This window comes from Mesorhizobium prunaredense (genome assembly GCF_900156895.1).
GTDB classification, from domain to species: domain Bacteria; phylum Pseudomonadota; class Alphaproteobacteria; order Rhizobiales; family Rhizobiaceae; genus Mesorhizobium; species Mesorhizobium prunaredense.
This window is the reverse complement of sequence record NZ_FTPD01000020.1, coordinates 18204-31628: the sequence shown is the minus strand read 5'-3', so window position 1 is coordinate 31628 and position 13425 is coordinate 18204. Positions and strand designations below refer to the sequence as shown.

General features: G+C 62.7%; 14 protein-coding genes and 1 pseudogene. 7 read left to right on the top strand and 8 right to left on the bottom strand.

Translation table 11 applies throughout. The annotated features are described in order from the left end of the window. Positions 1-6: 6 nt before the first annotated feature. On the bottom strand, positions 7-405 hold the full coding sequence (locus BQ8794_RS16050) for an NADH:ubiquinone oxidoreductase subunit NDUFA12 (RefSeq protein WP_077379234.1): 399 nt from the start codon (positions 403-405) through the stop codon (positions 7-9). Between the two features lie 277 nt (positions 406-682). Between BQ8794_RS16050 and panB the strand changes: the two genes are divergently transcribed. Continuing rightward, positions 683-1525, top strand: coding sequence for a 3-methyl-2-oxobutanoate hydroxymethyltransferase (panB, locus tag BQ8794_RS16045; RefSeq protein WP_077379232.1), 843 nt, complete (start codon positions 683-685; stop codon positions 1523-1525). A gap of 13 nt (positions 1526-1538) precedes the next feature. Beyond that, positions 1539-2390, top strand: a complete 852-nt coding sequence (gene panC, locus BQ8794_RS16040; RefSeq protein ID WP_077379230.1) for a pantoate--beta-alanine ligase — start codon at positions 1539-1541, stop codon at positions 2388-2390. A gap of 135 nt (positions 2391-2525) precedes the next feature. Here the strand turns inward: panC and BQ8794_RS16035 are convergent, their stop codons facing one another. The 3 genes from BQ8794_RS16035 to gatB all read right to left on the bottom strand — a co-directional run bounded on the left by BQ8794_RS16035 (position 2526) and on the right by gatB (position 5219). Next, positions 2526-2978 carry a phasin gene (locus BQ8794_RS16035; RefSeq protein WP_077379228.1) on the bottom strand — a complete coding sequence of 151 codons (453 nt, stop codon included), beginning with the start codon at positions 2976-2978 and terminating at the stop codon, positions 2526-2528. A gap of 254 nt (positions 2979-3232) precedes the next feature. Next, positions 3233-3715, bottom strand: a complete 483-nt coding sequence (locus BQ8794_RS16030; RefSeq protein ID WP_077379314.1) for a GNAT family N-acetyltransferase — start codon at positions 3713-3715, stop codon at positions 3233-3235. A gap of 4 nt (positions 3716-3719) precedes the next feature. Continuing rightward, positions 3720-5219, bottom strand: a complete 1500-nt coding sequence (gene gatB, locus BQ8794_RS16025; RefSeq protein ID WP_077379226.1) for an Asp-tRNA(Asn)/Glu-tRNA(Gln) amidotransferase subunit GatB — start codon at positions 5217-5219, stop codon at positions 3720-3722. Positions 5220-5423: 204 nt separating this feature from the next. Between gatB and BQ8794_RS16020 the strand changes: the two genes are divergently transcribed. Then, a complete protein-coding gene (locus BQ8794_RS16020; RefSeq protein WP_077379312.1) occupies positions 5424-5693 on the top strand; it encodes a DUF6455 family protein in 270 nt (89 codons plus the stop codon). A 24-nt stretch (positions 5694-5717) separates the two neighbouring features. Here BQ8794_RS16020 and BQ8794_RS16015 read toward each other — a convergent pair whose 3' ends face one another. Together BQ8794_RS16015 and BQ8794_RS16010 are read right to left on the bottom strand one after the other, a co-directional pair. Continuing rightward, positions 5718-6149: a CBS domain-containing protein gene (locus BQ8794_RS16015; protein ID WP_023798170.1), complete on the bottom strand. Its 432-nt coding sequence runs from the start codon at positions 6147-6149 to the stop codon at positions 5718-5720. Between the two features lie 183 nt (positions 6150-6332). Continuing rightward, positions 6333-7091 (bottom strand): rhomboid family intramembrane serine protease, encoded by a 759-nt coding sequence (locus BQ8794_RS16010; RefSeq protein WP_077379224.1) that lies wholly within the window; start codon positions 7089-7091, stop codon positions 6333-6335. 421 nt (positions 7092-7512) lie between these two features. Between BQ8794_RS16010 and BQ8794_RS16005 the strand changes: the two genes are divergently transcribed. The 3 genes from BQ8794_RS16005 to BQ8794_RS15995 all read left to right on the top strand — a co-directional run bounded on the left by BQ8794_RS16005 (position 7513) and on the right by BQ8794_RS15995 (position 9772). Further along, on the top strand, positions 7513-8151 hold the full coding sequence (locus BQ8794_RS16005; protein ID WP_077379222.1) for a PAS domain-containing protein: 639 nt from the start codon (positions 7513-7515) through the stop codon (positions 8149-8151). A gap of 135 nt (positions 8152-8286) precedes the next feature. Beyond that, positions 8287-8904: a PilZ domain-containing protein gene (locus BQ8794_RS16000; protein ID WP_027154470.1), complete on the top strand. Its 618-nt coding sequence runs from the start codon at positions 8287-8289 to the stop codon at positions 8902-8904. Between the two features lie 259 nt (positions 8905-9163). Further along, complete coding sequence (locus tag BQ8794_RS15995; RefSeq protein WP_077379220.1) at positions 9164-9772, top strand: transglutaminase-like cysteine peptidase; 609 nt, start codon at positions 9164-9166, stop codon at positions 9770-9772. 178 nt (positions 9773-9950) lie between these two features. Here BQ8794_RS15995 and BQ8794_RS15990 read toward each other — a convergent pair. Beyond that, positions 9951-10505, bottom strand: a pseudogene (locus tag BQ8794_RS15990) (class I SAM-dependent methyltransferase); the annotation flags it as partial. On the opposite strand from BQ8794_RS15990, the gene BQ8794_RS35655 reads away from it, so the two are divergent. After that, on the top strand, positions 10458-10733 hold the full coding sequence (locus BQ8794_RS35655; RefSeq protein ID WP_167378758.1) for a hypothetical protein: 276 nt from the start codon (positions 10458-10460) through the stop codon (positions 10731-10733). The pseudogene BQ8794_RS15990 and the gene BQ8794_RS35655 overlap by 48 nt on opposite strands. Before the next feature lie 1051 nt (positions 10734-11784). On the opposite strand, the gene BQ8794_RS15980 is transcribed toward BQ8794_RS35655, so the two are convergent. Next, positions 11785-12918, bottom strand: coding sequence for a coiled-coil domain-containing protein (locus tag BQ8794_RS15980; protein ID WP_174654458.1), 1134 nt, complete (start codon positions 12916-12918; stop codon positions 11785-11787). Between the last annotated feature and the right edge of the window lie 507 nt (positions 12919-13425).

The following is a 13425-nucleotide window of genomic DNA, read 5'->3' as shown; positions in this document are numbered from 1 at the left end:
GAGCGGTTACGACCCCGGCGTCCAGGCGTCGTAATCGCCGGTCACCTGCGGCCGGTGCTGATTGCTGAGTATGGAGCCCTTGGGGCGATAGGCCGCGGCACTTCCGGTGAGGTTCGGCTGATGCGGCTTCTGCCAGTCGCGTGGCTTGTAGGTGTCGCTCGGCGGCGGGACATCGACGCGGTGATGCATCCAGCCATGCCAGCCGGGCGGAATCATCGAGGCTTCCGAATAGTCGCGATAGATGACCCAGCGGCGGGTGCGGCCTTCCGAATCGACACCACCCTCGTAGTAGACGTTGCCAGCCTCGTCCTGCCCGACTTTCTTGCCATGCCGCCAAGTGTGGAAGCGCGTGCCCAGCGTCTGGCTATTCCACCAGGTGAAAAACTGCAGAAGGAAAGTCTTCATCCAAACCCTCGTGGCCCAAATCTCACGGCCCAATCCTCGTGGCCCAAATCTTCGCGGCGGCAGCGGCGGCGTCTGTTTCCTGCTTATGGCGTCAGGCCGTCGCTAAGGCAAGGGTTTTACCGCATGAGCCGTGCAAATGGCCGTCGGAAAACCGACGCACCGTGGCAAGCCTTTCGCCTCTTGTCGCGGCATGCCTTGCCAAGGCTGCGCCGTCTTTCTAAAGCTCTGCGCGCCGCATGCAGGCACCCAGCCTGATTGACGGTTGAGGGAGGTAAAGATGGCCCCAGACGCATCCGGCGCGGATCCGCGGATCAGTGCCAGCTCCATTCGCCTGCGCAAGGGCGGCGAGCCGGTCGTCTGCCTCACCGCCTATACCTATCCCATCGCTCGCCTGCTCGACGATCATGTCGACCTGCTTCTGGTCGGCGACAGCGTGGCCATGGTTCTCCATGGCCACAAGACCACGCTGGGCGCCTCGCTGGAGATGATGATCGCCCACGGACAAGCGGTGATGCGAGGGTCAACCAAGGCCTGTGTGGTGGTCGACATGCCGGCCGGAAGCTATGAGGCAACGCCGCGCCAAGCCGTCGCCTCGGCGCGGCGGGTCGTCGGCGAAACCGGTTGCCAGGCCGTCAAGCTGGAGGGCGGCGTCACGGTTGCCCGACAGATTGCGGCGATTGTCGCTGCCGGCATTCCGGTCATGGGACATATCGGCTTGCAGCCGCAGTCGGTGGAAAGCGACGGCGGCTACAGGATCAAGGGCCGGACCGACGAGAATGTGGCTGCGCTTTATCGCGACGCCGAAGCGGTCGAAAAGGCCGGCGCGTTCTCGGTGGTCATAGAAGGCACCGTCGAGACCGTCGCCGCCGACCTCACCCGGCACGTTTCCATTCCAACCATCGGCATCGGCGCCAGCGGCGACTGCGACGGCCAGATCCTGGTCATCGACGACATGGTCGGCCTGACCGTCGACCGGGTGCCGAAATTCGTCAAGCAATATGCCGACCTGCGCAGCGTCGTATCGCAGGCGGCAGCCAGCTATGCAGCGGAGGTGCGCAGCCGGACATTCCCCGGCCCGAGCCACGTTTTTTCGGCCGCAGCCGACAAGAGCGAACCATGAGCCGGGGCGAAGCATGAGCCGGCCTCTCGTCGTCGACAGCGTCGCCGCCCTTCGCGCGCAAATCCGCGACTGGCGTCGCGATGGCCTCAGCCTTGCCATGGTGCCGACCATGGGTGCGCTGCATGACGGCCATATCTCGCTGATCAGGATCGCGCTGGAGAAGGCCGATCGCTGCATTGTCTCGATCTTCGTCAACCCGACGCAGTTCGCGCCGAGCGAAGATCTCGACAAATATCCGCGCCAGCTCGGCCGCGACCTCGATCGGCTGGCCGTGGCCGGCGCGCAACTTGCCTTCACCCCTGGTGTGGCGCAGATGTACCCGGCCGGCTTCGCCACCAGGATCTCGGTCGGCGGGCCAGCCGCGGGGCTGGAATCGGATTTCCGGCCGACCTTCTTCGACGGCGTCGCAACGGTCGTGGCAAAGCTCTTCCTGCAGGCATCGCCCGACTGCGCGGTCTTTGGCGAAAAGGATTATCAGCAGCTTTGCGTCGTCAGGCAGCTCTGCAGCGATCTTGATCTGCCGGTGGACATCATCGGCGCGCCAACAATACGCGACGCGCATGGGCTCGCCATGTCGTCACGCAACGCCTATCTCGGCGATGCCGAACTTGCGGTGGCGCGCCAGCTCAACGCCATCTTGCGCCGGGCGGCGGCGGCACTCGCGGCAGGCGCGGATGAAGGCAGTGCGACCGCCGAGGCCAGCCGCGCGCTGGTCGAGGCTGGCTTCGACAAAGTCGACTATGTCGCGGCGCGCGAGAGCCTGACGCTCACGCCGTGGCGGCCAGACCGCGACGGACGCCTGCTCGCGGCCGCCTGGCTGGGCAAGACCAGGCTGATCGACAATTTGGAAGTTCCCTCCGCCTGAAGCGCGTGCCGTTTGGATGGATTCATGCGACCCGCTTCAAGTTGTTACATTGATGCATGTCGTTATTGCAAAACCGCTTCGCACCCTCGGTTCAAGCCCGAGGGTGTGCTTTTGCGCGACCATGCATTAGGCCAATCAGGCGACCTTGAGGTCCTTCATCGCCTTCTCGTAGACATCCTTGATCGGCTTGGATACGTCTTCTGCGGCTTTCGTCGCCGCCACCTGAAGCTCCTTGCCCTGCTCGACCGTCTTTTCCACCTGCTGGCGCAAGAAGGCAGTCTGCAGTTCGATGAACTCGGAGGGCGATTTCACGGCAACCAGGGCTTCGAGGTGAGAAAAGCTGGCCTCAACATTTGCGCGCAAAGCGGCGATCGTCTTCAGCGACAGCTCATCGCTAGCGGTCTTGGCTGTTTCAAAGGATGACTTGAAAGCCTTCTGGGTCGCCTCGGCGCCGGTCGCCAATTTCGATAAGGCTTCTTTCGACTGCTCGACGCCCTTTTCGGCGACGGCACGGAACTGATCGGTTACCTCGGTCGGGACTTCTGCGGTTTCGACGTTTTCAGCAGTTTTATCAGCGGTCTTGGTCATAGTTTCCATCCTTTGCGGCGGGCGACCTTTGTAGAAAAGCCGTCTCGTTCATCTAGGACCCTGACGTTACGGCATCTGCAGTGCATTGCAACATTTTTGTGCGTCGCACCATGCTTTTTTGCCTCAGCGCTAGCCACTGGTGAATTCTACCCGCGGGCGTGTTTTTTGCTGACCGCGATTCCGCAATTCAGCCCGCAACCGACCGGCGCAGCCCCGTGAACGCAACTGACTGCCACCTGTCAGGCCAGGCAAATCTATCCGATCGCCTTTTCCAAAATCAGCGCCGGCAGCCCTGAGCCACCGCCACAGTCAGCAGTGGCGGGCAAAAACCCTTTCGAGCGATAGAAGGCGACGGCCGGAGCATTTGCCTCTTCCACTTCGACGCGCAGCACCCGCGCCTCCGGAAAGCTGGCCTCGACCTCTTCCAGTAGCGCCTGGCCGATCCCTTGCCTCTGGCAGGCCGGATGCACGTAGAGCTGGTTCAGCATGACGATCTTCGCATCCGTGGTGGCCGCGGCGAAAGCCATCCCGCCGATGCGCTTGCCGTCGTCTGCGACCAGGAATTCGGAGTTCGGCCGTATCCGCCGCGCCTTGAGCGAGGCGATCGAATGCCATTCATCTGTTATCTCGGTGACTTTGGCAGCACCATAAATACTATCGTAGGTGGCGTGCCAGGTTTCGACCAGCAGCGCCCGGACCGCGGCAAGATCGCGCTCGCCGGCGGTGCGCACGAACATCATCCTATTCGATCCCGAGCTTGGCCTTGACGAGGTCGTTGACCGCCTGCGGGTTGGCCTTGCCGCCTGTCGCCTTCATCACCTGGCCGACGAACCAGCCGGCCATGCTCGGCTTGGCGCGCGCCTGCTCGACCTTGTCCGGATTGGCTGAAATCACCTCATCGACCGCCTTTTCGATGGCGCCGGTATCGGTGACCTGTTTCATACCGCGGCTTTCGACCAGCTGGCGCGGATCGCCGCCTTCGTTCCAGACGATCTCGAACAGATCCTTGGCGATCTTGCCGGAGATCGTGCCCTCTTTGATCAGGTCAATGACCGCGCCGAGCTGGTCTGGCGAAACCGGAGCATTTTCAATGCCCTTGCCGGCTCTGTTCAACGCACCCAGCAGATCGTTGATGACCCAGTTGGCGGCAAGCTTGCCGTCGCGGCCAGCGGCCACCTTCTCGAAATAGTCGGCGACCGCCTTTTCCGACACCAGGATCGAGGCGTCGTAGGTCGACAGGCCGAGCGAGGCGATCAGCCGCGCCTTCTTGGCGTCGGGCAGTTCAGGCAGGTCCTTTGCCAGCGCATCGACATAGGCCTGGTCGAATTCCAGCGGCAGAAGGTCGGGATCGGGGAAATAGCGGTAGTCGTGCGCTTCTTCCTTGGAGCGCATCGAGCGCGTCTCGCCCTTGGTGGGGTCGAACAGCCGCGTTTCCTGGTCGATCTTGCCGCCGTCCTCGAGGATGGCGATCTGGCGGCGCGCCTCGTAGTCGATGGCCTGGCCGATGAAGCGGATCGAGTTGACGTTCTTGATCTCGCAGCGCGTGCCGAATTCGCCGCCGGGCCGGCGCACCGAAACGTTGACGTCGGCGCGCAGCGAGCCTTCGTCCATATTGCCGTCGCAAGTGCCGAGATAGCGCACGATGGTGCGCAGTTTGGTGACATAGGCCTTGGCCTCGTCGGCGGAGCGCATGTCTGGCTTGGAGACGATCTCCATCAGCGCCACGCCGGAGCGGTTGAGGTCGACGTAGGACATGGTTGCATGCTGGTCGTGCATCGACTTGCCGGCATCCTGCTCCAGGTGCAGGCGCTCGATGCCGACCTCGATGTCCTCGAACTCGCCCTGCCGGTCCGGGCCGACGGAGACGATCACCTTGCCCTCGCCGACGATCGGCTGCTTGAACTGCGAGATCTGATAGCCCTGCGGCAGATCGGGATAAAAATAATTTTTGCGGTCGAAGACCGATTTGTGGTTGATCTCCGCCTTCAGCCCGAGGCCGGTGCGGATCGCCTGCTTGACGCATTCCTCGTTGATGACCGGCAGCATTCCCGGCATCGCCGCATCGACGAGGCTGACATTGGCGTTTGGCGGCGCACCGAAAGCCGTCGAGGCGCCGGAGAACAGTTTTGCTTGCGAGGTCACCTGCGCATGAACCTCGAGGCCGATGATGATCTCCCAGTCGCCGGTGGCGCCTGATATCAGGCGCTTGGCGTCGGGCGTGCGGGTGTCGATGAGGGTCATGGCGATCCAGATAATTGTTGTTCAAATTGTCTGGCGGTGTCGGCCGACAAAATCAACCGTTCGCTAGATCAATCGGCCGGAACTGGCAAGGGAGTCCCCCTGTTGACAGAGACTCCCCTTGTTGATCGAGAACCCCTTGTTGACCGAGATCAATGTCGTCGGTTGCCACTATGGCATGATCGCCAAGAGGCAGGAGTGACCGACATGAGTTTTTTCGACTATTTGATTTCAGTCGACGTCCGGACCGAATTGACGGGCCGCATGATGCAGAAGCTGGGCGTCGACCGGCAATTGAAAACGGTACCCGACCAAGTAGCCGTCACCCGTCGCGCCGTCGACCGCTGCCGTTCGTGCGGCCATCAGGACGAATGCGCGGTTTGGCTCGACGAAAACGAGCAACCGGACGATCCGCCGGATTATTGCCGCAACCGTGACCTGATCGCACGGCTGCAACGTGCGGGCGGCCTACGCTAGAGCGCGGGCTGAAGAGACAAGCCGTCACGCCGTCGCGATATAGGCCCTGATCTCCGCGGCCTCGCGCTCGACATCCTCGATGCGCCGCTTGACCACGTCGCCTATCGACACGATGCCGTCGAGCAGGCCGTCCTTTTCCACCGGCAGATGGCGGAAACGGCCACTGGTCATGATCTCCATGACCTCGTTGACGGTGTGGTTCTCATTGCAGATCTTCACCTTGGGGGTCATCGCCGAACGCACCGCGATATCCAGTGCGGCGGCCCCTTCCCTGGCGAGGACCCGCACGACGTCGCGCTCGGAAAGAATGCCGACGATCTTGTGATCGCCATTGGTGATGACCAGCGCACCGATCCTGTGCTCGGCCAGGATGCGAATGGCCTCGCTCAGTTTTTCGTTCGGCCCGAGCGTCAGCACGTCGTGGCCTTTCTGCTCGAGAATTGCCTTAACAGTCATGGCGTCCTCCTCAGTTTACCTTGCCGGTTCCTGCCCTGACCGGCTTTCCCTAGTGCCAGACATCGTGCGCCGCGATCGATTGGTTTTCAAGTGCGGCGCCTTAATGCGCATCGCATGTCGTTGTCGCAAAACCGCGGCGCTGCCTCGGTTCAAGACCGAGGGCATGCTTTTGGGCGACATGCTTCAGGCCCTGAACTCATCCGCCTGCTGCCGCCGATCGAAAGCCCGCAGGCCGAAGAAGCCGGCGACGAACCCGCCAATATGGGCCTCCCAGGCGATCTGGCTGTCGATGCCGGGCGCGAAGGCAACGAGGCCGGTGGCGAGATTGATCACCATCCAGATGGCAAGAAAAGTCACAACGCCGCGCGAGCGGAACACCGCCGCCATCGGCAGCGGCGCGCCGGCGAAGGCGGCTTTGCCGGACGAGCGGTCGGTGCGGAAGCCGAAGCGGGCGGCGGCCCCCATCATGCCGGAAATCGCCCCCGATGCGCCGACCAGCGGCGCCTCGCCGAGCGGATGCACGGCCCAGAACAGCACCACCGCCGCCAGCCCCGTCGCGGCGAAGAACAGGCTGAAACGAAGCGCGCCGAAGCGGTTCGCCAGCGGTGAGCCGAAAGCCGCCAGCCACACCATGTTGACGGCAAGATGAGCAAAGCCGCCATGCAGGAAGGCATAGGTGAAGGGGCTCGAAAACGCGTAGAAATCGAGGTCGAAGCGACCGGAATAGCGGATCGGAATGAAGGCGGTCCGGATCAGCAGGGAAACATCCTGGTCCTCGGTGAGCCAGTAGAACCGGATCAGGTGAACGACGACGCAGATGCCGATCAGCGTCAGCACGACGGGCGGCATGTTGAACACCGGCTCGCGGCGCGGCTCCGACTCACGGCCGACAGGTTCGCCCTCGCCCTGTTCGATTTCCGAGGGGCTTGCTGGTTCGTTCATATGGCTCGCACTCAGTCGCTGGATTCGACTTGGCGAGCATGTAGATCACGGTCACCCGATTCACAAAGGGGCGAATCGCCCCACGCAAATCAAAATGGCGCGAATCAAAATTGGCGCGAATCAAAAAGAAGCCGTCCAGGGTTGCCCTTGAACGGCTGGTCGAGCCCCCATGCTCCCCCAAACTCTTGACTGAAATGCTGCCGATCGCTGCGAAACGACCGCTTCTGGAGTGGTTTTAACGTGCCACGGGCCTGGGTGGGGCGCAACGTAAACCACTTGTTAACCTTAACGACCCCGACCCGTGAACAAGTGTTAACGATGCTGGCACGCATCCTGCTCCGCAACGCATGTAGGTCCTCGGAGGGCGCCCTTCTGTTCACCGATGGGACATCAGACGACAGATTGCGCGGAGCAGCATAACATGAACCAGAACGGATCGATCACGCTGTTCCATTATTGGAACCGGCTGCGTGACGGGCGCCCTGCCCCGAAGCGTTCGGAAGTCGAGCCGGCCGATATCAAGTCGCTGCTGGCCGACACATTCATCCTGGAAAAGGATACGCGCGGCGAAGCGGTATTCCGGCTCGCCGGCACCAGGCTTTGCGCGGTCTATGGCCGTGAACTCAAGGGGTTTTCCTTTCCCTCGCTGTGGCGCGAGAAGGACCAGCGGCTTATCTCGAAACTGATCCAAGGCGTCTTCGATCAGAAATCCGTCGTGCTCATCACCTATGAAGGTTTCAGCCGCACCGACCGTTCCAGCAAGTTCGAGCTGCTCGCCCTGCCGCTCGACGGCGGCGTCGACAATCCGCGCTGCCTCGGCGTGATAAGCGCCGCTGAAAAACCCTTCTGGCTGGGCGCGGATCCGATCGCCGACGCCCTGATCGATTCGATCCGTGTCGTCGATCCGGAGAACGAACCGAAATTCCTCAAGAACCGGCCGGCCATCGACGTTCCCTCGCTCGTCCCGTCGGAACTCGATCCGTCCCAGACGATTTCGGCGCTCGGCCACGCGCGCCGCATCCGTCATCTGGTCGTATTCGACGGCGGGCGCGGGGAATAATCCAAAACCCTAAAGTAGCCCAAAATCCTAAAGTAGCGGTCTCAGGCTTTCCCCTTTGTTAACCCACTTCGCTGTAGCTTTGCGACGAAGTTCCTCGCATCAACGCGCGGAATGCCAAACGGGGTGTAGGCAGTCATGAGGTCAGCGGCGGTCGACACCGCACCGTCCCAAGCTGAAAGGCGCAACTTTCAGCGCGTCCGCGTGAAGATCTATGGACGCTTCATGCTGGAGGATCGCACCGAACATCCGTGCCAGGTGGTCGACATGTCGCCGGGCAATGTAGCGCTTCGCACCGAGCGCATCGGCATGCCGGGCGAGAAAGTCATCGCCTATATCGATCACATCGGCCGCATCGAAGGCGTCGTCACCCGTATCTTGCAGGACGGCTTCGCGATGACGGTCATCGCGTCGGAACGCAAGAAGGACAAGCTTGCAGCGCAATTGACCTGGCTTGCCAACAAGCACGAGCTCGATCTGCCGGAAGACCGCCGCCACGAACGCGTGGCGCCGCGCAATCCGACCAGCGTGCTTCAGCTCGGCGACGGGCGCCAGTACCAGTGCCGCATCATCGACCTGTCGCTTTCGGGCGCCGCGGTCGAGATCGACGTCAAGCCGGCAATCGGCATCCAGGTCATGCTGGGCACCATGCGCGGCCAGGTGGTGCGCCATTTCGAGGACGGCATCGCCATCGAGTTCGCGGTCATCCAGAGGCCGGAAACCCTCGATTCCGAATTCAACGCATCCGGCACCTGACAAACAACACACATTGCCGCAATCGACCGGCCCATTTCGGCCGGTTTTTGTTGGTGCGCCGGTCAACGCAGCCTGCCACCGATGCCGCGCCAAGGCGCCGCGCCGATGTGATCCCCGCGAGAACGCCTCAACAATTTTATACTGAAATGATTCAAATTTTATGTTTATTCTATGGGCGTTTTACTTAATGTCTACTTCGAGCCTTTGCGTCGAATAAATCCAATCGTGTCATTGTCTCCTCAAACGGGGAGACTGGACGATGAAGAGGACGAGGGGCAAGCTGTTGCTCTTGGCAATGGCGACGCAGCTTACCGCCTGGGGAACAGCGTATGCAGCGGGACCTGCCTTCATGCACACCGGCAGCCGCACCACACAGCCGGTCGGCCATTACGAGTTCTGCCAGAAGATTCCGCAGGAATGCAATCAGCGGACGCCGAAGCAGGCGCCGATCGAGCTGACCCGCAAGCTGTGGGCGAAGATCGTGAGCATCAACAATTCGGTCAACAGCAGGATCGCGCCGCGCACCGATATGGAACTGTGGGGCAAGGAAGAGGTCTGGTCCTATTCCAACAGCGAATTCGGCGACTGCGAGGACTATGCGCTGGAAAAGCGCCGCGCGTTGATGAACATCGGCGTTCCGGCCGGCGACCTGCTGATGACGGTTGCGCGCCAGCCGAACGGAGACGGCCACGCGGTGCTGACCGTGCGCACCAGCCTCGGAGAGTTCATCCTCGACAATCTCGAAACCAGGGTGCTGTCCTGGACCAATACCGACTACACCTACCTGAAGCGCCAATCGAGCCAGAATTCGGGCGCTTGGGTAACGATCAACGACGGCCGCACCGGCGCGGTTGCCAGCGTCCGCTAAGGACGCAACGCAAAAACCCGGTCGAGCCCCACCCTCCCCGTCCCCAACGACCGGGTTTTAGGAGCCGGCCCCGTCCCCGGGCCGGCTCCACCTTTTCAAGCGGCACGTTGTCTCACAAGCGCCGCGCGCTTTTGCGCGACATGCATTTGCGACGGCAGCGCCAGGTAGCGTCCGCACTCTAGGGGCGAGCCTCCAGCACCATGTTGAACGGCGTCTCCGCGGCGCGACGGAATCGCTTGAAACCGCCGGCGGTCACCACCTTGCGCAATCCCGCCTCGCCGGCCTGGGCGCCAAGCCCAAGCCCGACTTCCTGCGACAGCGAGGCGGGTGTGCACACGAATGTGGAAGCGGCATAATAGACGCGTCCGACGGGATTGAGGTTCGCCGCTAGACGGTCATGCGCGAACGGCTCGACGATCATCCAGGTGCCATCCGGCTTGAGCGACCCGCGGATATGGGCGGCGGCGCCCTCTGGATCGCCCATGTCGTGAAGGCAATCAAAGAAAGCGACGAGGTCATAAGTGCCGGGATAGGTCTTGGCGGCCGCGACCTCGAAGCGCGTATTGGCGCCGACGCCGGCTTCCTCGGCGGCCTTTCGGGCGCGCTCGATCGAAGCGGCGTGATAATCGAAGCCGACGAAGCGCGAATTGGGGAAAGCACGCGCCATGAGCACGGTCGATGCGCCGTGACCGCATCCGACATCCGCGACCTCCGCGCCGCGTTCGAGCTTCTCGACTGGGTGGCGAGGGACATCACGTCGCTGATTTGGTGCACCGGCTTCCTGGGCGACTTCCGATGGATCCAAACTCCCCGGCGTCTCGATGATGCCGGCCAGCCCATTCACGAGCACGGTTTGGGCATCCTTCCGGGCCTCTATTTGCCGGCCTCGGGGACAATACCGGTAATCGCCGACGAGGCGGCCCGCCTCGCAGACGATCTCTTCAAGAGGCGAGTCGCCTAGTTGCAGAGACGCTTGCAGTTCTCTTAGGCTGCACCTCAAAATGTCAGCGACGGGGTCAGATCGTGGCCTCCCCTCTCGCCAGCAACCGGGACGACGGACGTACCACGTACCGCGTCCTTGATACACCGGATTGATCCCCTAGTTACCCTCCGTGGGCGCCTTAGTCGCGAGTTTTTCCTGGGGGCGGCGGCGGTTGCGCCGTCCTGACTGCATGCCGCGGAAAGACGGTTCGACCGACGCACTTTATGGAGGTGGTCGTGCGTCAATCCCCTGAATCCAGCTGGGCATGTTTCGCATTCGTTTGCTCGATCGCGGTAGCTTGCGCAGGAGCTGCCGGCGGCGGCGAGCGCGGCGGAGGCAATAGCGGTGGCAACCATGGTGGCGGAGGCAATAGCGCTGGCAGCCATCACGGTGAAGGCCCCAAAGGCGGCGCGCACAAAGGACCTGGCGGCGAGCCCAGCGGCTCCAGCAGTAGGTCACCGGTGGATGACGATGGGACCAGCACCGCTGCAACGGCGGCAGTGGCGGCAACTACGGCCGCCACTGCCGTCAGTGTCGCCCGGTCCGCAGGGGCCGGACGGTCGCTCGACCTCCCGGCCACACTCCAGCCTCCCAGCGCCAGCAACAGTCCATCGACGCTCAGTCCAATCGAAGCGCTGCCGGGCGTCCCGGATGAAGTCGTTCGCGCCTGCCATGATGCGATCGAGTCGGCCGCCGCCCCGTTTGGCGCGACCAGTGTGCGCGTCCGCAGCGCAGGTTCCATACGCCAGTTGAGCCCGGATACGATCTCGGCTCCCGTTGAGGTTAGGATCGACTATGGACGGCAAGGCAACGTGGAGACGCGGCAGGCGCCGATCAAATGCGAATTGAACGCGACAGGCAGGGTGATCGGGCTGACATAGCGTATCGCGCAGAACTCCTCGCCGACGAGAGCAGGATGAATTCGAATGGGGTGATTCGATTCATCCTGGCCTACTCTCGCAATACACGTGAGGCAGTGATCTCAAAGACCCTGGGCCTTCAACAGGAGGACCGCGCAGTCGTTTGGAAGTCACTCCAACGTCGCTTGTCTTGGCCTGAGGGGATAGGGAAGTGTGAGAGAACGCACCTGGGCAATCCGCGACGGGTTGCGAACCTTGCTGCGTGCAGTCTTCTGGCTGACGGCCTTCAACCCGCCGGCAGCGCCTGCCGGGCGGCCAGCGCGCGGCTTCAGCGGCGGCTCAATCTGGGCGCTGCGACGCTCAGCCCTGATCCTGTCATTGTCCGCGCGCGCGGCGGCCAGGTCGCGGGCAAAAGAAACAGTGACTTCACGTTGCTTGTCCAGAGCCTCCTTCAGCCTGGCGACCCCTACCAAAAGTGCTCGGGCGGCGTCGCGTTCGAGGCGAGTTTTATCGAGGTTCTCATGGGTCGAGACTGCCGCAGCGCGTTCTCGTGCCAGAGCCTGCGCCGTCTCGGTTGCAGTCTGCTCCACTCGTTCTCTCGCTGTGACTGCTCTGGCTCGTTCCTGTTCAGCCACGTCGCGCTCGAGACGAGCTTTTTTCAACTCCTCACGCGCCGAGACTGCTGCAGCGCGTTCTAACGCCAAAGCCTGCGCTGTCTCGGTTGCAGTCTGCTCGGCACGCTTTCTCGCTGAGACTGCTCTGGCTCGTTCCTGTTCAGCCGCGTCGCGCTCGAGGCGAGCTTTTTTCAGCGCCTCACGAATCGACGCTGCTGCAGCGCGTTCTCGAGCCAGCGCGCCCTCCGTCTCGGCTGCGGTCTGCTCCACTCGTTCTCTCGCTGTGACTGCATCGGTCCGTTCCTGCTCAGCCGCGTCGGCGCGCTCCATGAGCGCGGCATTGGACAGTTTCACTTCGGCGAGGTCACCACGAAGGTCCTCTGACTTCCGGCGTTCGTCGTCGAGCATTCCGGTCGCTTGCGCCAGCGAAGCCTTGGCCTTGGCGCGATCCTCGGCGGCCTCGGCCTCAAGCTGTTCAATTTGCGCCTGCGCTCGCGATAGATCGCGCGCCACCCATCCGGCTCGCTGACGCTCCAGATGAGCAGCGGGCATCTCCGTAAAGACATAGTTGGTGGACTCGCGCAGCATCGTGCGGGTATCTCCCGCAATGCGCCGCAATGCGTCAACTGTGCGGGCTGCCGCGAGCTCGTTGCGCAATTGCTCCTGGCGTACGCGATCGGCGGCTGCCACCCTTGTCCTTAGCGCGTCGATCTCCTTGTGCGACTTGAGCAGCGCTCGCTGCAGAGCGGCGCTCCTGGCGCGCTCGCCTTCCGCCGCCTGGTGCTCCTGGCCGGCCAATTCCCTCGCTGCGGCTGCCTGAGCAGCAGCTGCTCCGACTTGCGCCCGGGCAGCCGTGAGATCCGGGCTGAGCAATTCGACACTCGTGCGCTCGTCTCCCTGGGCTGGCCCACGCACATCTAATGCAGCACTCGCCGGAAGCTCGACGGGTCGCGAAAGGCCCGGATTGGCGTTGCCCTGGACCCGCGAAATGGCGGGGGCGCTTTCGACCCAGTTTTGTCTCGTCATCGCATAGCTAAGCGGCACGGCCAGACAGATTGCGGCGACGCCAAAGCGGGGCACAAGACCGATCGCCCTGCGAACCCGAGGAGGTGAGGCCATCGCTGTGGTGGGGTCGGGATCCTTCGCGAGGGCGAGTTGTGTCGGGATACGGCTCAGAGCCCTGAATATTGGACTAGT